The organism is Telluria sp. ZB4P36 (genome assembly GCF_059685865.1).
The window spans coordinates 56,164-74,677 of record NZ_JCASIE010000019.1; the positions used below are offsets into that span (position 1 = coordinate 56,164).

The window sequence follows — 18,514 nt, forward strand, 5'->3', positions numbered from 1 at the left end:
CATCCTGGGGCCGCGTTTCCACGGACGGAGACGAGATGACGAAGCACACCACCTTCCCGGCAGCGCTGCTCGGCGCCGCCTTGCTGCTCCTGCCGCTGTCCCGGCCCCTCCATGCGGCGCCGACCATGAGCGCGCCGGCGACGCTGAGCTCCCAGGCCAAGGCCTCGGTGCTGGCCCAGCTGGCCGGACAAGGCCAGGCCAAGGGACTCGATAGGGACCACCACTACCGGATCACGGCCCAGCACCCGGGCGTCAACGGCACCCAGATCCTGCGCGCCGCCCATACCTGGAAGGGCTTGCGCGTATTCGGTTCGGAATCGGTGGTGGTGCTCGACAAGTCGGCCAAGGTCCTGTCCGAATCCGCCTCGGAGCGCCGCCTGCACCTGGGTACGGGCAGCGCCAACCGCCTCGGCGCCCTGACCGCGAGCTTCAGCGTCCAGCCGCAGGTCAACGGCAGGACGGCGATCGCGGCTGCGCTGGCCTCGCTGGCGCCGAGCCTGGGGCAGAATGCGGTGCACGTGACGAAGCCGGCCGCCGAGCTGCTGATCTACCCGGTCATGCGCATGCAGCGCGTGGTCGGCGCCGGCGCCAAGGAAGAAGCGGACCTGAATGCCCTCGACGTGCAGGACGTGGTCGAGCGCTACGAACTGGCCTGGCTGGTGCGTACCCGGATGCGGGTGGGCGAGCAGCCGGTCTACTTCGACACCGTCGTCAGCGCGCGCGACGCCGCCGTGCTCGACCAGTGGAACATGCTGCAGACCGTGACCGGCGTGGGCAAGAGCCAGTACAACGGCGATGTCCCGATCAGCACCACCCTCAGCGACGGCGTCTACCGGATGCTCGACCCCGAGCGCGGCAAGGGCGGCAGCTTCGGCGCCATGGCGATCACCAATGCCAACAACGGCAGCAGCGCCGGCAAGGTCTATACCAACGCCACCAACACCTGGGGCGACGGCAAGCAGTTCGTCGAAGGCGGCAGCACCACCGGCGTGAACGGCCAGACCGCGGCCGTCAACGCGATGTGGGGCCTGATGAACACCTACGACGCCCACAAGAACGTGCTGGGCTGGCTCTCGCTGGACGGCCGCGACACCTCGACCACCATCGCCGTGCATGTGAATCGGGGCTACGACAACGCCTACTACAGCGATACCTGCAAGTGCATGTTCATCGGCGACGGCAGCTATTTCACCAGCCTGGGCTCGATCGACGTGATCGGCCATGAGATGGGGCATGGCATCACCGCCTCTACCTCGGACCTGATCTACTCGGGAGAGTCGGGAGGCCTGAACGAATCGAGTTCGGACATTGCCGGTGAAGTGGTGGAAGCCTATGCGCGCGCCGGCGGCAAGGGCGACAAATTCCCGGAGGAGGGCAACGACTGGCAGCTGGGCACCGAGATCAGCAAGAATGCCACGCCGCTGCGCTGGATGTATCGTCCGAGCAAGGACGGCAGCAGCCCGGACGCCTGGAGCACCTCGCTGCGCCGCCTCGACGTCCATTACAGCAGCGGTCCGAACAACCGCATGTTCTACTTCCTGGCGCGCGGCTCGAAGGACGACAGCGCGGGCGACTACTACAGCAAGTACCTGGTCAAGCAGCCCAAGGCCATGACGGGCATCGGCACGGACAAGGCCTTCCGCATCTGGTTCCACGCGAATACCACCAAGTTCACCTCGTCGACCAACTACACCGACGCGCGCGCCAAGATGATCGAGGCGGCGGAGGAGCTGTACGGCAAGGCCGGCCGTGAAGCGATCGCCGTGCAGCGCGCCTATGCCGCGATCAACGTCGGTGCCGATGTCGATGAAGCGGGGGCCGTCGCGACGCCTTACTGAGCCGCGACGGTTTGGCCGTCCGCCATCAGCGGGAAGGGATTCAGCGGCGTCCCTTTCCACCACTGCTTCTCGGGCGTGAGCTCGAACACGGCGAAGTGCAGGTGCGGCGCGTTCGGGTCGGAATTGCCGCTCACGCCGACATAGCCCAGCACGTCGCCGCGCTTGATCTCCATGCCTTCCTTGATGCCGTCGGCGTAGCGGTCCAGGTGCGCGTAGTAATAAGCGTACTTCTCGCTCGGATCGAACTGGTACAGGGTGGTGCCGCCCGGCTTGCTGGTGAACAGCTTGGCCACCTTGCCGTCTGCGGCGGCCAGCACCGGCGTGCCTTTGGGCGCCATGATGTCGAGGGCTTCGTGGTGGCGCTGGTTGCCGCGCGGCTGGTCGTAGGTGTCGCTCAGGCCGGCGGCCTTGATGCCCTGTACCGGCACCAGCAGCTTGCCTTGCACCGCGCCTGCCACCGCGTCGGCCGGCGACTGCGCCCGGGTCGGCTGCGCCGCGCTATACGGTGGGCGCAGCGGCAGGTCCGCCTCGCTGAGGTCGGTCTGCACCATGGATGATCCGGATGGCTGGGGATCGGCCGGCGCGGCCGGTGCGGGCGGGGGCGGCGGCGCCGCCGCCACGACCGGCGCCGGGTCGTCGGGTACGGCGCGCAACAGTACGAACAGGCCGCCGGCGCCGACCAGGGCGCCGAGCAGGAAGGTCATCAGCCATCTCATGTCATCCTCCTTTGGGGATTGCGGGGTTCAGCTTTCCAGTACCACCTCGACGCCGGCGCCGACCGCGCCCGCCACTTCGGCGGCGCTCCAGTTGGTCAGGCGGATACAGCCATGCGATTCGGTCTTGCCGACGTGGCCGGGCACCGGGGTGCCGTGGATGCCGTAGTGTTCCTTGGACAGGTCGATCCAGACCACGCCGACCGGATTGTTCGGGCCCGGCGGGACCTTGGCCTTCTTGTCGCCCGGCTCGGCGTCCCAGAACAGCTTCGGGTTGTAGTGGTAGGTCGGGTTGGCGTGCACGCTGTTGACCTTCCAGGTGCCGATCGGGAGCGGATCGTTGGCGCTGCCGGTCGACACCGGGTACTGGGCGAGCAGGGCGCCGCCGGCGTCGAGCAGCTGCAGCACCTTGGGTCCTTCCTTGACCACGATCCTGGCCGCCTTCGGCAGCGGCTGCTTGCCATGCACGTTCGGCACCAGGATCTGCTCGCCGGCGCGGCCGAAGTCCTTGCCGGGGTTCAGGCGCGCCAGCATGTCGGGCTTGGCGTGGAATTTCTCGCCCAGGCCCTCGAGGACATTGGCGTAGCCGAGCTCGGGCAGCTTGGCCTTGTCCATCATGTCTTCCGGTACCGGGCGGAAGGGGCCGGCGACGTCGGCCTCGACCAGGGTATAGGTGACCAGGTGCGGGCTGCTGTCGGCATTCAGGGCATTCCAGGTGGCGCTATCCAGCTTGCCCGTCACCGGCAGCTTGCGCGAGGTCTGGAAGGTGCTCAGGGCCTGGCGCATATTGGAGCCGTAGGCGCCATCGATCTCGCCGGGCGACAGGTTGGCGCGGTCGAGCAGGACCTGGGCACGCAGGTTGCGTTCGAATTCGGCCTTCTTGGCAGCGGCGCGGCGGACGGGGGCGGCGGCCTGGGTGGAGGCTGGCCCGGCCAGTTGCTGTTGCGCCGGCGCGGGTGCGGGAACAGGAGTGGATGCCAGTACGGCCTGTTGGGCCTGGGCAAGGGGAAGGGCGCCCAGCAGGGCGGCAGCGAGAACGGAAAGGGCGTGCGATTTGATCATTTTGGTTTCCTGCAATGCTTGCTTTTGGAAACCTCAGAGTAGGCCCGCGCCCCGCCCGGGTCTGTGCGAGAACGAACTCAAGCAGCCGCGCTACAATTCCGGCCATGACCAGCCATACCATCGTGCTGCACCCCAGCGGCATCGCTTTCGAGGCGGATGAGGACAGCAGCATCCTCCAGGCGGCCGAGGCAGCCGGCATCGCGCTGCCCAGCTCCTGCCGCAACGGCACCTGCCGCACTTGCATCTGCCGCGTGCGCAGCGGCGCCGCCGTCCACCTGATCGAGTGGCCGGGCTTGTCCTTCGACGAGAAGCGCGAAGGCTATCTGCTTCCCTGCGTGGCGGCTGCCCGCGGCGATCTCGAACTCGCGCTGCCGCTGGCGCGCCGCATCGCCTGGGAACGTTAAGGACGGCCCAGGGCGCGCTCGATCACGGCCAGGACCTGCGGCCAGGCGGGCGATGTCGCCGCCACCTCGTCGTAATGGCTGGCGCCCGGCAGGATCACGACCTCGGCGGCGTCGCCCGCCTTGCGCGCCCGCGCCGCGTAGTCTTGCGCCACGCGCGGCGGCGAGATGGTGTCCAGCTCGCCGGTGACGAGCCAGGTGCGGCTGCCGTTCGGCATCAGTTCCGCCGCATTCGTATCCACGAACACGTCCGGCCGGCCCGGGCCCGGCGAGCCCGCCAGCTCGACCGTGTCGCGTCCGCAGCTGGACTTGATCAGGGCCGCTTCGTTGCGCAGGTCGGCCAGGCCGCCCAGGCTGACCACCGCCGGCACCTTCAAGGGACTGGCACGGTACAGCGGGCCGCTCGTGATGCGCCCGCGTCCCGCCATCCACTGCACCAGCTGGCCGCCGGCCGAGTGGCCGACGGCGACCAGGCGCTGCAGGTCGAGCGGGTAGCGCCCGGCCTGCGCGGCCAGCAGCGCGAGCGCCGCATGCATGTCCTCGTAGGTGCCGGGATAGCCGCCGCCCGCTTCATCGCTGCGCCGGTATTCGACGTTCCAGACCGCGATGCCGCGCGCCGCCAGCGCGCCCGCCATGTTGCGCAGCTGGGTGATGCCGCCGAACTTGCTGGTCCAGCAGCCGCCATGCACCAGCACGGCCACCGGGAAGGGGCCGCTGCCGGCGGGCAGGAACAGTTCCGCATACTGCGAGGGCGCCGCGCCGTAGGCCAGGCGCGCGCTCGGGTCCGGCCCGTTCAGCGCCAGGTAGTCGGCCAGTGTCATGGGCGTGGCGGCGCAGGCCTTGTGCATGCCGGCCGCGAGCAGGGCGGCCAGCAGGAGGGGACGGAGATTCATCGTTGGTCAGGAAATCGTTGGGCAGCCACTATAGCGCACGATTGAAAACCCGGCCTCGGCATCCATGCTAGGCTGCATCCAAGCTAACCACGTCAACAAGGAGGAGTGCAATGAGCCAATCGAAATCGGGCGCCAACCAGACCAACAAGCAGTCGGACAACATGTCCGAAGAAGACCTGGCCAAGCAGCGCGCCGGCAAGACCGAGAAGAGCAGCCATGACCACATGTCGCGCCAGAAGGCCGGCAAGGGTGAGGGCGCCGGCGGCGGCGCCAAGCAGAAGGCGCAGCGCTGACCGCGCCGGGCATGCCGCCTGGCGCGGCATGCCTGAACCCCTGTCACCACCTTCCGAGAGGCTGACCATGACCATGCTTGCTCAAGACAACAAGCTGCACGGCTCATCCCCCGTGCATGCCCACAGTACCCCGGAACCGGACGTCCATGATCCGAAGCCGACACCGGACCCGCGTCCGCCGGTGCCGGACGACGTTCCGGACCCGGTCAACGCGCCGGTCGAGGAACCGCGCTTCCCGGAAGCGCCGATCCGCGCCGGCTAGGCGCCGCGTTCCTCAGGCCGGCCTGGTGCGGGCGTGCAGCCTGTAGCCGGCCGGGCTGGACTTGTAGAGCCAGCCGAACAGCACCGAGAAGACCAGGAAGATCAGCACGTTCAGCCACCCCGACACGGGCGTCTCCGCGTAGCTCAGTTGCCTGAACAGGGTGACAAGCAGGGCGATGCTGGTCATCGCCAGGTTCCCCAACAGGACATAATGGATCTCCGCGATCTGCGGCGCAGTGCTGGCGGCCCAGTTCATCACTGCCCAACCCAGCAGCAGGGCGCCCGCCAGCATGGCGAAATACACGCCTGAGCCTTCGAGCAAGGGCGAGCCGTACATGGCCATCAGCGCGTTCGGCGCGATGACCTGGATGATGCCGTACAGGGCGGCGACGACTGCTGCACTCCTGAGAACGATGCGGTGGTTCATGATGAGCTCCCTCGATGTCCGGCCGCCCGCGTCTGCGCGCAGGCGTGCCGCAGCCCGGCGGGCTGCCCTTCCAGCATAGGATGGATGCGCGCGGGTGCAAGCGGGACTGATGGGGGAGCCTGCCCGGCTCAGGCGCCGGACTTCTCGGGCGTGGTGGACGATTCTTGGCGGGTCTTGCCGCCGGATGCGGGCAGTGGGGGAATCTGGCGGATCATTTCCTCGGTTTCCAGTTCTCCAGGCGATTTCTCGCCGCTGCCGATATCTGCTTCGTGAAACACGTTCGGGCCGTTTGCCGCGGGATCGACTTGGCGGGTCGGGTCGTTCATGGTGCGCTCCAGTGGATTGTCGATAAGGACGATCCTAGCAGGGGTCCTCCGGCGTCGGCGCGCGGCAGGCCGCAGGCGGGCCGATCCATGTCATGTTCCTGACACGTTTGCTTGCCTATAATGGTTCGAGACACAAGACCAGCCAGCGACTCCGGAGAAGACCATGGGCCACACCTTGTACAACACCATCTACCTGGGCCGCAGCCCCCTGTATTACTCGCGCCGGGCGCGCCTGGCGCTGGCCGTCGGCCTCGCGGCCAGCGCCGGCCTTGGCTGGCTGGCCCTGCGCGCACTGCGCTGATGCTTGCTCTCGGCCGGCGCGCCTTGTACCATGGCGCCCCTGACGAATAGAAAAGCAGAATGAAAAACGAACAACTGACGACGGACGAATACGACGCCCTCGAACTGGTACGCCGCGGCGTGAAACGCGACAATCCGGGCGCTTGCGTGGGACGCAATGCCAAACGCCTGTCGGGATTGAAGATGATGGAAAGCACCCGCGACGGGCGGATCGTGCTGACGGAGAAGGGCCAGCAGGTGCTGTTCCTGCGCCGCTGCGTGCGCGCACTGGAAGCGCTGGCCGCCGACCCGGCGGCGAGCGTGGATGGCGATGTGGCCCGTTTCCTCAGCGCCAAGTCGCATATTGCGCCGCTGGAAACCGGCGGCTACCTCCTGACCGACAGAGGCCGTGAATCGCTGGCCGATATCGCACAGCAACAACAACAACAGCGCCGCTAGGGCGCTGTTCGTTGACTACCGGACTGCCGCCTAGTTGGCGCGGCGGCGGTTCGGATACACCAGCACCCGCACCGCCACTTCCGCCGGCACGTTCATCGTCGCCAGGAATTCCGCTGCGCGCTGCAGTCCGAGGGTCGGGACCGAGGCGATCGCCTGGTTGACCAGGTCGCGTGTGCGGATGTCGGTGCGCTGGCGGCGGACGCTGGCGTCGGCGGAGGCCTTCAGCTCACCTAAGTCATTCATCATCATGGATATCCGTATATCTGGGGTTGCAAAAGAGACACGGCTATTCTATCGCTAACAATGTTGTATTAGCTATAAATAAATGGCTTTTCGGAACTTATTTCGAGAATGCAATAGAAAACCTTGATCTGGATCAGACCAGAGCAGGGTCATCAGCCGTTTCCTGCGCTTCCCGGCGCGGCGGCGGCAGCGCACGGCGCTGGACCAGCAGCTGTTCGAAGTCCTCGGCCGCCAGGGGCTTGCTGAAGAAATAGCCCTGCATTTCGTCGCAACCATGGCTGCGCAGGTAGTCGAGCTGCTCGGCGGTTTCGACGCCTTCGGCGATCACGGCCAGTTTCAGGTTGTGGGCCAGCGCGATGATCGAGGTGACGATCGCGGCGTCGTTGGCATCGTGCGTAATGTCGGCAACGAAGGAACGGTCGATCTTCAGCACGTCGATCGGGAAGCGCGAAAGGTAGGACAGGCTCGAATAGCCGGTGCCGAAATCGTCGATCGACAGGTTCACGCCCAGCGACTTCATGCGGTGCAGCAGCTCCACCGCCGGCGTGACGTCGCTCATGAACAGGCTTTCGGTCAGTTCGATTTCCAGGCAATCCGGGTCGAGCATGGTGTCGGCCAGCACCGATTCCAGGTTGGCGATCAGGTCTGGGGCGCCGAACTGGCGTGCCGACAGGTTCACCGCTACCCGCAGCCGGCCCAGGCCGGCATCCTGCCAGGCCTTGTTCTGGGCGCAGGCGGTGCGCAGCACCCAGGCGCCGATCTGGACGATCAGGCCGGTCTCCTCGGCGATGCCGATGAAGCGCACCGGCGGCACCATGCCCATTTCCGGATGCTTCCAGCGGATCAGCGCTTCCATGCCGACGATCTGGCCGGTCTTGAGGTCGACCTGCGGCTGGTAATGCAGCACGAATTCGTTGCGGTCGAGGGCGTTGCGCAGCGCGCTTTCGATGCGCACGCGCTCCATCGACGCTTCGTTCATGGCCGGGGTGTAGAACTGGAAGTTGTTGCGCCCCATCTTCTTGGCGCTGTACATCGCGATGTCGGCGTGCTCGATCAGGCTGTCGGCGGGCGTGCCTTCGCTCGGGTAGACGGCGACCCCGATCGAGCAGGTGACGAAGAATTCCTTGGTGCCGAGCATGACCGGCTGGGCCACCGAATCCATCACGCGCTGCACGATCTCGGCGCCCAGCGGCTCGTCGTGGTGCTCGGAGACGATCACCACGAATTCGTCGCCCGACAGGCGCGCCACGGTATCGGTGTCGCGCAGCGAGCCGGTCAGGCGCGCCGCCACCGTCATCAGGAGCACGTCGCCGGCCTTGTGGCCCATCGAGTCGTTGACGAACTTGAAGCGGTCGAGGTCGATCAGCATCACCCACATCGGGCGGCCGCTGCGGTTGGCGAAGGCGATCGCCTGGCCGAGGCGGTCCTGCAGCAGCGAGCGGTTGGGCAGGCCGGTCAGCACGTCGTGCTGGGCCACGTGGTGCACGCGCTGCTCGGTGAGCTTGCGTTCGGTGATGTCGCTGCCGGTGCCGCGGTAGCCCAGCAGCGCGCCGCCGTCGTCGAACACCGGCTGGCCGTTGACGCAGAACCAGCGGGTGTCGCCGTGCTCGTCGACGACCTTGTATTCGAGGTTGGCGAAGGGTTCGTGGGCCCTGACCTGGGCGATGTGGGCGCGTCCGGCCTCGGTCTCGAGCAGCGTGGGCACGTATTCCCAGCGCGTCTTGCCGAGCACCGTCTCGACGGCCACGCCGGCTTTCTCGGTGAAGCCGCCGGTGACCATGGTAAAGCGCAGCTCGCGGTCCTGTTCCCAGTACCAGTCCGAGGACATCGACACCAGCTGGCGGAAGCGCTGCTCGCTCTGCTGCAGGGCGCGTTCGGCGCGTTCGCGCGCGGCCATGTCCTCGACCAGGCGGCGGTTGGTGCGGCGCAGGTCGGCGGTGCGCTGGCGCACCAGTTGCTGCACCTTGCGCGCGCGCTGGCCCGAGGCTTGCACGAAGGCCGTACCCAGCAGGGTCATCAGGATGCCGCCGACCAGCAGGGCGCTCGAGGCCATGTGGTCCTGCAGGAAGGGACGCGGCGCGCTGGCCACCTCGACGTGCCAGGACTTGGCGGCGATGCGCAGGGTCCTGGCGCTGTGGCCGGTATGGCCGGTCGAGAGGAAGCCGGCCAGCCAGCTGTCGGCCGGCTTGCGGGTATCGCCGGTGGAGAACATCAGGTTTGCCGGGCTGGCCTGGTTGCCGGCATAGACCGACACGAAGATCTCGCCCGAGGCCTCGCGCGGATCGAGCAGGCCGGTGGCGGCCAGCGAGGCACGCACCAGCTCCGGGCCGCGGATGACGATGGCGGTGTCGCCGGCCAGGCTGCCATGGCGGTCGAGCACCGGCATGATCAGGCTGAAGGCCGGCTGCTTCTGCTCGTCCTGCGCCAGCTGGAACAGATCGGTGGCGGCGGCGCGCCCCTCGCCCCTGGCTACCGCGAGTGCGCTCATCACCTGCACGTTCTCGGTGATGTTCAGGCCGAAGGCGCGTTCGTTGCCGGCCATCGGCTCGATGAAATCGACGATGTGGTAGCGTGCGCGCTGCGGCGCCTTCACCAGGCCCTGGGGCTGCAGCTCGGTGAACACGGTGCCCGGACGGATGCGCTGCAACTCGGCTTCGACGGCGGCGCGTTGCTCGCCCGCAACCGTGCGGTGGAAATTGAAGGCCTGGATATAGGGGTGGCGCTGGAGCAGGGCCGCGGTGAAGTCGCGGAAATGCTCGCGGCTGACCGGCTCGCCGCGCGCGAACAGCTGGTTGGTCACGGTCAGCACTTCGACTGCCTGGTCGATACCCTGGCGTACGGCCGCCACGCGCTCGTCCGCGCGCTGGGCGAATGCGAGCGACATGTTGTCGTACTCGAGGTGGCTCACCCCCAGGAACAGGGCGCCGGATACGGCAAGGCCGCCCCCGAGCGTGAGGGCTGCCGCGAGAGTCAGCGACAGAGACAGGCGACGCACCATGGAAGCTTCCAGAAAGTCCGTAAAAAGCTGTCGGGCCAAGCCTGCATCAAAGCTTGCCAACAGGCATCAGGATGGAAGTGTGTCACAACCGGATGCAGTTGGGCAAACGAAATGTCGCGGACTGTCACACCGCCAGCACAGGCTCAATGGCGGCGCCATGTCAGCCAGGCAAGGACGCAGCGCGCCAACAGGCGGTTGAGCGGCGCGGCGCCCAGGCCGCGGTTGCGCAGCAGGTCGCGCAGGAGGCGCAGGGGGCGGCCGGGGGCGGCGCCGGCAGCACGCGGGCGCTGGGCCAGCAGGATCTGGTTGTTGCCGGCAATGCCGGACAGCCAACAGCCATGGCCGTCGAAGGCCGCCTGCAGGCGTTGCACGGCGGTCACATAGTCAGGATCGTAAGTGAAGATGTTTGCCGCCAGTACGCCACCGGGACGCAGGACGCGCCGGCAGTGCGCATAGAAGGCGGCGCTCGTCAGGGTGGGCGGCAGGCCGCTGGCGTCGAAGCCGTCCACCAGCAGGACGTCGGCGCCGGCGTCGTCGGCATGGGCCAGCCAGTGCGCAGCGTCGCAATGCAGCACCCGCAAGCGTGCATCGTCGGGCGGGACATGGAATTGTTCGCGCAGTGCGATCACGTCGGCCCGCACTTCCAGCACCGTGATGCGAGTCCGGGGAAAGTGGCGATGGCAGAATTTGGCCAGCGAACCGCCGCCCAGGCCCACCATGACGATGTGGCGTGGACGCGGCGCCAGCAGGGCGAAGCACATCATGGCGCGCGCATAGGGCAGCACCAGGGCGGCGGGGCGTGACAGCCGCATCGCGCTCTGGACGTCGCCGGGCGTGAACTCCAGCGTGCGGCGATCGCCCCGGGTGGTGACGATGGGTGGGGTGGGCATGACGCCAGTATAGGGGAGTGCGTGGCTGTTGCGCGCTGCGGCTTGTTCTGCGGCATCGCTTTCTGATAAGCTGACCATTCGAACAAGCCGACCACTCCCATGTTCCTGGACCATCCTTCGATCACCGCCACCAACGCCCAGACCGAGTCCGACCGCCTCGAACGCCTGCAGCGCGTGTACGGCTACGCGATGGCCCTGGCCGACAGTGCCGGCAACACCGGTTTCGTCGACAAGCTGACCCAGCTGCATGACCACAAGGGCACGCTGATCGTGTTCTGGCAGGCGCCGCCGTCTGCCGAGGAGCAGGATTATTTCAGCCGCGCCTGGGCCAGCAAGGTCGGCGACGGCACCACCCTGGTCGAACACGAATTCTGACTGGACTCATGACGAACCTGGACGCGACCACGATGGTGCTGGTGCTGGCACTGGGCAACCTGGCCCTGTGTGCGCTGCTGACCTTCTTCGACCACGGCCCGGTGCGGCCGCCGGCACTGAGCGCCTGGGCGCTGTCGAAGCAGGTCCAGGCCGGCGCCTGGACCGTGCTGGCGCTGGGCAGCGCCGGCGTGGTGCCCGAGGCCCTGGCGCTGCCCGGCGGCTATGCCCTGCTGTTCGCCGGCGTCGCCATCGAATCCGGCGCGGCCTGGGAAGAGGCCGGCCGCCACGGCTGGCGCCGCCCCACGCTGCTGGCGGGCGGACTGGCGATCCTGGCCTTCTTCGTCTGCTACCTGATCGACGAGCAGGGCCTGCGCAGCCTGGCCGCCTCGCTGCTGCTCGGCGCCCTCTACCTGAACGGCGCCGCGGCGCTATCCGCCGGGTGGCGCCAGGCCAGCCTGCTGCAGCGCTTCCTGGCCCTGGCTAGCTTCGTGCTGGCGCTGGTGGTGGCGGCGCGCGGCCTGTCGGTGCTGCTGCTGCCGGGTGGCTGGCGCTGGCTCTCGAGCGAACTGCTGCGCCAGCTGTCCAGCGCCGCGCTCTACCTTCTGATGCTGGCCAACGGCTTCGGCGTGCTGCTGCTGGCGCGCGAACGGGTCGGGCGCGAGCTGGCGCGCCTCGAAGTGGTGGACCCGCTCACCGACGTGCCGAACCGGCGCGGCTTCTTCAATGCACTGGCGCCCTGGATGGCCCTGGCGCGCCGCCCCGGCCTGCCGACCGCCCTGGTGGTGCTCGACCTCGACCAGTTCAAGCGCGTCAACGACGGCTACGGCCACCCGGCCGGCGACGCCGTCCTGCGCCACGTGGTGGAGCTGTGCAAGCGCCAGCTGCGCGATTCCGACCTGCTGGGGCGCCTGGTGGGCGTCGAGTTCGCGATCCTGCTGCCGCGCACCCAGCTTGACGAGGCCGTGCTGGTGGCCGAACGCATCCGCGCCGCGATCGCCAGCTCGCCGGTCAAGAGCGAGCGCGCGATGATCGCCATGACGGCCAGCTTCGGCGTCACCGTGATCCGGCCGGAAGACAGCACCGTGACCCTGTTCCAGCGTGCGGACGATGCGCTGCGCGCGGCGAAGGGGGCGGGGCGGAATCGGGTTAGTCAGGCGGTGGCGGCGACGGTTGAGGCTTAGGCCGGCTGACGGATTCTCTTGTTTGCGCTGGCAGCGATGTAACGGTAAACAGATCTGCCTGAGTCCAATATCGGATGCGCATTCAATCGGTCGATGCAACACATTCGTGAAGTCGTTGCGCGGGCGTTTGATAGTTGAGTGTTTCCTCGGACGCTCGTTCAGCAGCCTGGCTACCTCGTCCAGATTTTCTTGCGAGTACATCGAGAGACTCAGGAGCTCACAGCCGGCCCCGACTATACGCACTATGCGTTGAGCGTTACCGGAGACATGTTCGACGTTTTCCGCGAACGTTCACGCGGTCACCGTGTCGTCGAAAGGAGAAAGAACTGCAGCGAGGGGAGGTCCGTCTATTTCCTGGATCCCAAGGGACGCAAACCTGAGGTCCATGTCGGCGACATCGGCAGTCGGCTTGCTCAATGTCGTCTACTTCCTTACGACGACAGGCGCTTTTTCGCCTGACGTGAACGGCAACTTCGGCTCGAAAAAGGTCGATCGTGATGGGCTGCTTCGCGCAAGGGCGAAACTAACAAACCGACAATCACGTCGTTGTGCTTGCTCGCATGCGACAACTGTCGCATAATTGCGGCATATGTCACATTTCGAGAGCCTCCATGTCAGTTCCCTCGCTCACAGAGCTAATCCTCCTAAAGGCTTTATGGCGCAAGCAGCCCATGAGCGCGCGCGAAATCCACGATTCGGTCGAACGCGAACTCGGCTGGTCGTATTCGTCGACCCGCAAGACGCTCGAGCGCATGTTGGAAAAGGGGATGGTCGGCCAACAGGTCCATCACGGCGTGCAGGTATATGAAGCGGTCCTGGATAAAGTAGACACCTTGGCCGCCTTCGCGCACGACTTCGGCAAGCGGGTAATGGAAATCGACACGCCGCTGCCAGTAACGATGTTCACTGGCAGTAAATTGGTTGACGAGCAGGAGCTGGCCAGGTTGGAATATTTGTTGCAGCACTGGCCCAACGACACGGATGAAACCCGATGACGCCTCTCGACGTCGTGCTAATCCGCATTCTTCTCGCTGCTTCATGTTCGCTGGTAGCCGGGTGCGCATTCTGGGCGGCGGTCGTGCTGTGCTCCCGATACCTCTCCGCAGTCGCCCAGCAGCGCACTTTGTGGCTGCTGGGGCAGGCAGCGATTGCGGTCGTGTTCATGACCGTGCTTTTACCGACGTCCGACCGCTTGCGGATGACGCCCGTCATTGAAATCGACGAGGCCGGGGCAGCACTGGCCTCGCCAATAACCCCGCCGCGAGAAAGGTCGGCTCCAGCTCCTGAGCCAACATCTGCCTCCACAACCGGGCACGCTTGGCTGGTCAATGCCGGCCGTGCCTGGCTGGTACTTTACCTGCTTGGCCTCACCCATGCGCTATATCGCTGGTGGCATGGTGTGCGCATGCTGGATGCGTTGGCAAGATGCGGTGACCAGCTCGTCGAGCTTGCCGGTCACGCCGGATTCGTGGGACAGATGAAACCGAAGCTGCCAGCCGTGATCGAAATCGATGCCCCGATATCGCCAATGTTGCACGGTATGTTCAGGACGCTCCTCATACTGCCGCGCCATCTGCGCGATTTCCATCCATTGCAGCAGGCGCTGATCATTCAACACGAACTGACACATTGGCGCCGCCACGACCTGTACTGGAGTGCGGCGTCCCAGACACTGCAGAGCCTGTTCTGGTTCAACCCGTTCGTGCGCATGCTCGGCGCCCGCCTGGCCTGCGCGCAGGAATTCGGGTGCGACCACGAAGTGTTGCGAGATCGGCCGCAGAGCCAGCGCAAGGCCTATGCGACAGCATTGCTCGACCAATTGAAGCTCCAACAGCGTCCGACTGGCATGGCACTCGCCTTCGGCCCTGGCGGCGGAGTATCGCTGTCCGCTCGTATCGATCGGATTCGCACGTCACACAGAGCCCGGGATAGTTCCTCGCGTGCGGTCACACTCGGCTGCATAACGGCGTTACTGTGTGCCAACGTGATGCTACAACCGGCGCTCGGCTTGCATGCTGCCGGCATGCCCGATCTCCATCACCTGGAGCTGACGCATGCTTGGCCGAGCGTCTCGTCTGGGACGTCGTCGCGGCTCGACTGCACGGTCATCGTCGATGCCGGAAGTGGTGACTTCGTCGTGCACGACGGTACATGCGATAGCCGTGTCACACCCGCCTCGACGTTCAAGATTGCGATCAGCCTGATGGGTTTCGACAGCGGAGTGCTGCGCGATGAACATACCCCCTACTTGCCGTACAAACCGAGCTACGCAGCATCGATTCCGTCGTGGCGTCAAGGTACAGATCCATCCCGCTGGCTGCAGGAATCAGTTGTCTGGTATTCGAACGAGGTCAGATTGCGCCTGGGAGCCACAAGCGTACGCCGCTACGTCGATGCGTTCGACTACGGTAACCGCGGGCTCCCCGTCAGGGCCGGAATGGACGACGCGGTTAGTCTGTCCGAACTAAGCCCAACACTGACGATTTCGCCGGTCGAGCAAACCGTCTTCCTACGCAAACTCGTCAATCACAGGCTGCCAGTATCCGCACTCGCCTACGACATGACAACGGGCCTCCTCAAGGTCGACACTCTGGCAAACGGTTGGACTGTCTACGGCAAGACCGGCACCGCAAACGCTCGGAGGCAGGACGGCAGCGAAGATTCGATTGGCTGGTTCGTCGGGTGGGCCCGGAAAGGTGCGCGCACGCTGGTGTTCGCACGGCTTCTGGAGCAGCCGGCACGCTCCGACCGCTACGGAGGCCCGCTGACCCGCGATGCCTTCCTGTCGGAGTTGGCGCGGAGCTCTCTATAGCTCGTCCCGATTGGCGGCGCTCTTCACCGTCTGCCTTTAACAACCCGGAATCTGATTCCACCTAAGGAGGTCATTTTGAAGCTCATTGCTAGTGCTGTTCTCGTTTTCTCGAGTTCGGTTCACGCCCATCCCGTAAGTTGGGATACTCCTCAAAAACCGTTCGCGTTGTATGGCAACACCTATTATGTCGGCACGGCGGGAATCAGCTCCGTGCTGATTACCTCACCACAAGGCCATATACTGATCGATGGGACAGGCTCGAAAGGCGCCGCGATCGTTGCGGACAATATCCGTTCACTCGGCTATAAGTTGAGTGATGTCAAATATATTCTCAATTCGCATGCGCACTCCGATCACGCGGGCGGTATCGCCGCGTTACAAAGGCTGACGAATGCGCCGGTGGTGGCCGGTCACGCAAATCTGGCAACGCTGGCCAGTGGCAAAGCCAGCAGGGACGATCCTCAGTACGGAGAGCTGCCTGACTTCGAACCGGTGACCAGGTTGCACGGCATCAGCGACGGCAAGGTCGTGGCAGTGGGGCCGCTTGCCGTGACGGCCCATGCAACACCCGGCCATACGCCAGGCGGTACAAGCTGGACCTGGAAATCCTGCATTAATGGTAGATGCGAGAACATGGTATTCGGTGACAGCGTCAGCCCGAACGCGGCCACGAGCTATCGTTATACTGACCACCCTGACACCGTCGCCAGTCTTCGAGAAGGCTTCGCCGCTTTCGAAGCGATGCCGTGCGATATCCTGGTGACTGCACACCCAGAGGCAAACGATTTATTTGGTCGCCTGCAACACCAGACTCAGAACGGGAGTTCGGCATTCATCGATCCCAATGCGTGCCGCGACCTGGCTGCCTCCTATCGTAAACGCTTGGATAAGCGACTGGCCACAGAAAAGCGGTAGCACTATGCCTATGGTCCAAGCTGTCCGCGCTCGCCGTTGCACTGGCGCCACCTATGGACGAGGCAGTGCTTCGGCGCGTTACGCGCAAGGCGAGCCCTGGAGACGAACGTTGGCCCGGACACTCGACAGCGGAAGCCCGTACAGATTCATCGCGCACAGTACGCTAGAAGCGGCGGAGTGCTGCATCGCCTAGGGCGTCTATTTGTGGGATTTGAGAATGATATCTGGATTTAACCACTTAACCATAGGGGTGCTAAATTTGGAGCGGAGCCTGCAGTTCTACGGTTCCCTGCTCGAGTGTCGAGTCCGCGCGACTTGGCGTTCAGGCGCCTACCTTTCGATAGGAAACTTGTGGTTGTGTTTGTCGCTGGATTCGAAGCGGAGCACGCAACCGGCACCCGACTATACGCACTACGCGTTCAGCGTAGCGCAAGACAAGTTCGACATCTTGGTAAGGCGCTTGCGGGAACATCGTGTCGTCGAATGGAAGGAAAATTGCAGCGAGGGAAACTCGTTCTACTTCCTTGACCCCGACGGTCATAAGCTTGAGGTGCACGTGGGCGACCTCGACACGCGACTTGCTCAATGCCGGATAGCCCCATACGATTCCATGCGCTTTTTTGACTAGGGCGAGCGACCGATTTGGGTCGGATCCGGTCCTCCGTGACAGTCTGCGATTCTTTGACATCTGACGACCTGCTATGCTGAGTCGAATGGCCGTCCTCGGCCAGGAACGGACTGTCGTAGATCTACCTTTCAAAATATTAAGCGGATTCAAATCATGCAGGCGACGATACAGAAACCAGTAAGTGCGTCCATTCGCGATGCCCCTATTGGAGTATTCGATTCCGGCGTCGGCGGTTTATCGGTGCTGCGCCATATCCTTGCTCTTCTGCCGTACGAGAATGTCATTTATTTTTCTGATGCCGGCTTCGCACCCTACGGCGACAAGCCGGAACGGACAATTATTTCGCGTTCGCGCTCAATCACCAATTTTCTGTTGACGCGCGGCATTAAGGCGCTGGCTGTACCGTGCAATACCGCAACCGGCGCGGCGATCCAAGTGTTGCGCGAACATTATCCGGGTTTGCCTATCGTCGGTGTCGAACCTGGTTTGAAACCGGCCGTTGAGCTAACAAGAACGCGGAAGATTGGTGTGTTGGCTACGAAGGGGACACTTGCCAGCGCCAAATTCCACCATTTGCAGAACTACCTGTCGCGCACGGCTGGGGTATGTTTTTTGCCACAAGCTTGCATTGGCCTGGCGGATCAGATCGAAAATGGAAAAACGCACTCCCGGATTACTGCGAAGCTGGTCGACCGCTATGTAGCACCGCTGATCGAACAAGGCGTCGATACCTTAGTACTGGGATGCACGCATTATCCGTTCATCCAGCACTTCATTGAGGAGAGTGCCTTGAGCACGGCCCACACCCCTGTTGCTGTCGTTGATACGGGTGAGGCAGTTGCGCGGCAAGTTGCTCGGCGCTTGCTGGAATGCCAGTTGCAATCCACGGCAACAGGCCAAGGCGGGCTGGAGGTAATGACAACAGGCGATCCATCCTCGCTACGTGCCGCATTTTCGAACTTGCTTGGGATGCAGCTGTTTGTTAGAAAAATTGATGCATAAGCTGTCGAAACGGATCGATGAAGCACTTGAGCTGCAAACGATACAGCGATATCCAGGACTTTGTTTTCGCGCGGTTCGTAGTAGCAGGTCATAACTGTGTCTGTTCTGGTCGGTTCCGCCCTTCGTGACGGGCTGGGATTTTTTCCGTGACGACCTGCTATGCTGAACTCAACGGCTGGGTTCGGCCAAGAGCGATCATCAGCATTCCAGTCACATAAGCACACATCCTTATGAACGAGGTTCCGAAGATGGCGGTACCTTTGCAGCGCTTGCTCGACGCAGAGATTTGAGCGGGTAATCATATCGCGGAGGTTTCCAGCTGGGCGCCTATGTGCAGACTACTGGTAATCCTTGAGCACCGTTTCAGGACAGACGAAGCTTTACCAGCGTGTTGCGTTCACCTCATGCATCGGCAATCCGTGGACGAAGCCTGTCGCCCCCCCGCTTTGCCTTCATTCGTGACAGGTGCACGCCAGGCGCGTCACATTCCCGTCACATCGCGGACGTATCCTGCGACA

The 18,514-nt window shown here is 64.5% G+C and carries 21 protein-coding genes and 1 pseudogene; 13 read left to right on the plus strand and 9 right to left on the minus strand.

Annotation, left to right across the window (positions count from 1 at the left end; genetic code table 11):
• Positions 1–35: 35 nt before the first annotated feature.
• On the plus strand, positions 36–1,838 hold the full coding sequence (locus tag AC56LK_RS20530) for a M4 family metallopeptidase (protein WP_497186331.1): 1,803 nt from the start codon (positions 36–38) through the stop codon (positions 1,836–1,838).
• Here the strand turns inward: AC56LK_RS20530 and AC56LK_RS20535 are convergent.
• Together AC56LK_RS20535 and AC56LK_RS20540 are read right to left on the minus strand one after the other, a co-directional pair.
• Complete coding sequence (locus AC56LK_RS20535) at positions 1,832–2,554, minus strand: M23 family metallopeptidase (RefSeq protein ID WP_497186332.1); 723 nt, start codon at positions 2,552–2,554, stop codon at positions 1,832–1,834. The two genes, AC56LK_RS20530 and AC56LK_RS20535, sit on opposite strands and share 7 nt — an antisense overlap.
• A 27-nt stretch (positions 2,555–2,581) precedes the next feature.
• Positions 2,582–3,613 carry a L,D-transpeptidase family protein gene (locus AC56LK_RS20540; RefSeq protein ID WP_497186333.1) on the minus strand — a complete coding sequence of 344 codons (1,032 nt, stop codon included), beginning with the start codon at positions 3,611–3,613 and terminating at the stop codon, positions 2,582–2,584.
• A gap of 104 nt (positions 3,614–3,717) precedes the next feature.
• On the opposite strand from AC56LK_RS20540, the gene AC56LK_RS20545 reads away from it, so the two are divergent.
• Positions 3,718–4,017, plus strand: a complete 300-nt coding sequence (locus AC56LK_RS20545; protein ID WP_497186334.1) for a 2Fe-2S iron-sulfur cluster-binding protein — start codon at positions 3,718–3,720, stop codon at positions 4,015–4,017.
• Here the strand turns inward: AC56LK_RS20545 and AC56LK_RS20550 are convergent.
• The gene (locus AC56LK_RS20550; protein ID WP_497186335.1) at positions 4,014–4,907 is read right to left on the minus strand and encodes an alpha/beta hydrolase; all 894 of its coding nucleotides are present in this window, start codon (positions 4,905–4,907) and stop codon (positions 4,014–4,016) included. The two genes, AC56LK_RS20545 and AC56LK_RS20550, sit on opposite strands and share 4 nt — an antisense overlap.
• Before the next feature lie 110 nt (positions 4,908–5,017).
• Between AC56LK_RS20550 and AC56LK_RS20555 the strand changes: the two genes are divergently transcribed.
• Both AC56LK_RS20555 and AC56LK_RS20560 read left to right on the plus strand, forming a co-directional pair.
• Positions 5,018–5,200 carry a hypothetical protein gene (locus AC56LK_RS20555; protein WP_497186336.1) on the plus strand — a complete coding sequence of 61 codons (183 nt, stop codon included), beginning with the start codon at positions 5,018–5,020 and terminating at the stop codon, positions 5,198–5,200.
• Between the two features lie 67 nt (positions 5,201–5,267).
• On the plus strand, positions 5,268–5,462 hold the full coding sequence (locus AC56LK_RS20560; RefSeq protein ID WP_497186337.1) for a hypothetical protein: 195 nt from the start codon (positions 5,268–5,270) through the stop codon (positions 5,460–5,462).
• Positions 5,463–5,474: 12 nt separating this feature from the next.
• On the opposite strand, the gene AC56LK_RS20565 is transcribed toward AC56LK_RS20560, so the two are convergent.
• Both AC56LK_RS20565 and AC56LK_RS20570 read right to left on the minus strand, forming a co-directional pair.
• Complete coding sequence (locus AC56LK_RS20565) at positions 5,475–5,888, minus strand: hypothetical protein (RefSeq protein ID WP_497186338.1); 414 nt, start codon at positions 5,886–5,888, stop codon at positions 5,475–5,477.
• Between the two features lie 128 nt (positions 5,889–6,016).
• Positions 6,017–6,214 carry a hypothetical protein gene (locus AC56LK_RS20570; protein ID WP_497186339.1) on the minus strand — a complete coding sequence of 66 codons (198 nt, stop codon included), beginning with the start codon at positions 6,212–6,214 and terminating at the stop codon, positions 6,017–6,019.
• A 163-nt stretch (positions 6,215–6,377) separates the two neighbouring features.
• Here AC56LK_RS20570 and AC56LK_RS20575 point away from each other — a divergent pair, with 163 nt between their 5' ends.
• Entirely contained in the window at positions 6,378–6,515 is a 138-nt protein-coding gene (locus tag AC56LK_RS20575) for a hypothetical protein (protein WP_497186340.1), read from the plus strand.
• A 59-nt stretch (positions 6,516–6,574) separates the two neighbouring features.
• Positions 6,575–6,952, plus strand: coding sequence for a hypothetical protein (locus AC56LK_RS20580; RefSeq protein ID WP_497186341.1), 378 nt, complete (start codon positions 6,575–6,577; stop codon positions 6,950–6,952).
• A gap of 30 nt (positions 6,953–6,982) precedes the next feature.
• Here AC56LK_RS20580 and AC56LK_RS20585 read toward each other — a convergent pair whose 3' ends face one another.
• From AC56LK_RS20585 to AC56LK_RS20595, 3 genes are all read right to left on the minus strand, one after another.
• Positions 6,983–7,198 (minus strand): hypothetical protein, encoded by a 216-nt coding sequence (locus tag AC56LK_RS20585; protein ID WP_497186342.1) that lies wholly within the window; start codon positions 7,196–7,198, stop codon positions 6,983–6,985.
• Between the two features lie 130 nt (positions 7,199–7,328).
• The gene (locus tag AC56LK_RS20590; protein ID WP_497186343.1) at positions 7,329–10,193 is read right to left on the minus strand and encodes a bifunctional diguanylate cyclase/phosphodiesterase; all 2,865 of its coding nucleotides are present in this window, start codon (positions 10,191–10,193) and stop codon (positions 7,329–7,331) included.
• 143 nt (positions 10,194–10,336) lie between these two features.
• Positions 10,337–11,083: a fused MFS/spermidine synthase gene (locus tag AC56LK_RS20595; RefSeq protein WP_497186344.1), complete on the minus strand. Its 747-nt coding sequence runs from the start codon at positions 11,081–11,083 to the stop codon at positions 10,337–10,339.
• A gap of 99 nt (positions 11,084–11,182) precedes the next feature.
• Here AC56LK_RS20595 and AC56LK_RS20600 point away from each other — a divergent pair, with 99 nt between their 5' ends.
• Together AC56LK_RS20600 and AC56LK_RS20605 are read left to right on the plus strand one after the other, a co-directional pair.
• Positions 11,183–11,458: a hypothetical protein gene (locus AC56LK_RS20600; protein ID WP_497186345.1), complete on the plus strand. Its 276-nt coding sequence runs from the start codon at positions 11,183–11,185 to the stop codon at positions 11,456–11,458.
• A gap of 8 nt (positions 11,459–11,466) precedes the next feature.
• Positions 11,467–12,639: a GGDEF domain-containing protein gene (locus AC56LK_RS20605; RefSeq protein ID WP_497186346.1), complete on the plus strand. Its 1,173-nt coding sequence runs from the start codon at positions 11,467–11,469 to the stop codon at positions 12,637–12,639.
• An 82-nt stretch (positions 12,640–12,721) separates the two neighbouring features.
• On the opposite strand, the pseudogene AC56LK_RS20610 reads toward AC56LK_RS20605, so the two are convergent.
• Positions 12,722–12,852 (minus strand): annotated as a pseudogene (locus AC56LK_RS20610) (IS30 family transposase); the annotation flags it as partial.
• 398 nt (positions 12,853–13,250) lie between these two features.
• Between AC56LK_RS20610 and AC56LK_RS20615 the strand changes: the two are divergent.
• The 5 genes from AC56LK_RS20615 (at position 13,251) to murI (ending at position 17,996) form a co-directional block, all read left to right on the plus strand.
• Complete coding sequence (locus AC56LK_RS20615) at positions 13,251–13,634, plus strand: BlaI/MecI/CopY family transcriptional regulator (RefSeq protein ID WP_497186347.1); 384 nt, start codon at positions 13,251–13,253, stop codon at positions 13,632–13,634.
• Positions 13,631–15,451 (plus strand): penicillin-binding transpeptidase domain-containing protein, encoded by a 1,821-nt coding sequence (locus AC56LK_RS20620; RefSeq protein WP_497186348.1) that lies wholly within the window; start codon positions 13,631–13,633, stop codon positions 15,449–15,451. The genes AC56LK_RS20615 and AC56LK_RS20620 overlap by 4 nt, the downstream gene beginning before the upstream one ends.
• 75 nt (positions 15,452–15,526) lie before the next feature.
• Positions 15,527–16,366 (plus strand): subclass B3 metallo-beta-lactamase, encoded by an 840-nt coding sequence (bla, locus tag AC56LK_RS20625; protein WP_497186349.1) that lies wholly within the window; start codon positions 15,527–15,529, stop codon positions 16,364–16,366.
• Between the two features lie 217 nt (positions 16,367–16,583).
• Complete coding sequence (fos, locus tag AC56LK_RS20630) at positions 16,584–16,994, plus strand: fosfomycin resistance glutathione transferase (protein WP_497186350.1); 411 nt, start codon at positions 16,584–16,586, stop codon at positions 16,992–16,994.
• Positions 16,995–17,147: 153 nt separating this feature from the next.
• On the plus strand, positions 17,148–17,996 hold the full coding sequence (gene murI, locus AC56LK_RS20635) for a glutamate racemase (protein WP_497186351.1): 849 nt from the start codon (positions 17,148–17,150) through the stop codon (positions 17,994–17,996).
• Positions 17,997–18,514 lie beyond the last annotated feature (518 nt).

Coding starts and splice junctions, on each gene's coding strand:
- AC56LK_RS20580 (WP_497186341.1), top strand. CDS start 6,575: ATGAAAAACGAACAACTGACGACGGACGAATACGACGCCCTCGAACTG.
- AC56LK_RS20590 (WP_497186343.1), bottom strand. CDS start 10,193: ATGGTGCGTCGCCTGTCTCTGTCGCTGACTCTCGCGGCAGCCCTCACG.
- AC56LK_RS20585 (WP_497186342.1), bottom strand. CDS start 7,198: ATGATGAATGACTTAGGTGAGCTGAAGGCCTCCGCCGACGCCAGCGTC.
- AC56LK_RS20540 (WP_497186333.1), bottom strand. CDS start 3,613: ATGATCAAATCGCACGCCCTTTCCGTTCTCGCTGCCGCCCTGCTGGGC.
- fos (WP_497186350.1), top strand. CDS start 16,584: ATGATATCTGGATTTAACCACTTAACCATAGGGGTGCTAAATTTGGAG.
- AC56LK_RS20565 (WP_497186338.1), bottom strand. CDS start 5,888: ATGAACCACCGCATCGTTCTCAGGAGTGCAGCAGTCGTCGCCGCCCTG.
- AC56LK_RS20620 (WP_497186348.1), top strand. CDS start 13,631: ATGACGCCTCTCGACGTCGTGCTAATCCGCATTCTTCTCGCTGCTTCA.
- AC56LK_RS20605 (WP_497186346.1), top strand. CDS start 11,467: ATGACGAACCTGGACGCGACCACGATGGTGCTGGTGCTGGCACTGGGC.
- AC56LK_RS20545 (WP_497186334.1), top strand. CDS start 3,718: ATGACCAGCCATACCATCGTGCTGCACCCCAGCGGCATCGCTTTCGAG.
- AC56LK_RS20535 (WP_497186332.1), bottom strand. CDS start 2,554: ATGAGATGGCTGATGACCTTCCTGCTCGGCGCCCTGGTCGGCGCCGGC.
- AC56LK_RS20550 (WP_497186335.1), bottom strand. CDS start 4,907: ATGAATCTCCGTCCCCTCCTGCTGGCCGCCCTGCTCGCGGCCGGCATG.
- AC56LK_RS20560 (WP_497186337.1), top strand. CDS start 5,268: ATGACCATGCTTGCTCAAGACAACAAGCTGCACGGCTCATCCCCCGTG.
- AC56LK_RS20575 (WP_497186340.1), top strand. CDS start 6,378: ATGGGCCACACCTTGTACAACACCATCTACCTGGGCCGCAGCCCCCTG.
- AC56LK_RS20530 (WP_497186331.1), top strand. CDS start 36: ATGACGAAGCACACCACCTTCCCGGCAGCGCTGCTCGGCGCCGCCTTG.
- AC56LK_RS20615 (WP_497186347.1), top strand. CDS start 13,251: ATGTCAGTTCCCTCGCTCACAGAGCTAATCCTCCTAAAGGCTTTATGG.
- murI (WP_497186351.1), top strand. CDS start 17,148: ATGCAGGCGACGATACAGAAACCAGTAAGTGCGTCCATTCGCGATGCC.
- AC56LK_RS20595 (WP_497186344.1), bottom strand. CDS start 11,083: ATGCCCACCCCACCCATCGTCACCACCCGGGGCGATCGCCGCACGCTG.
- AC56LK_RS20555 (WP_497186336.1), top strand. CDS start 5,018: ATGAGCCAATCGAAATCGGGCGCCAACCAGACCAACAAGCAGTCGGAC.
- AC56LK_RS20570 (WP_497186339.1), bottom strand. CDS start 6,214: ATGAACGACCCGACCCGCCAAGTCGATCCCGCGGCAAACGGCCCGAAC.
- AC56LK_RS20600 (WP_497186345.1), top strand. CDS start 11,183: ATGTTCCTGGACCATCCTTCGATCACCGCCACCAACGCCCAGACCGAG.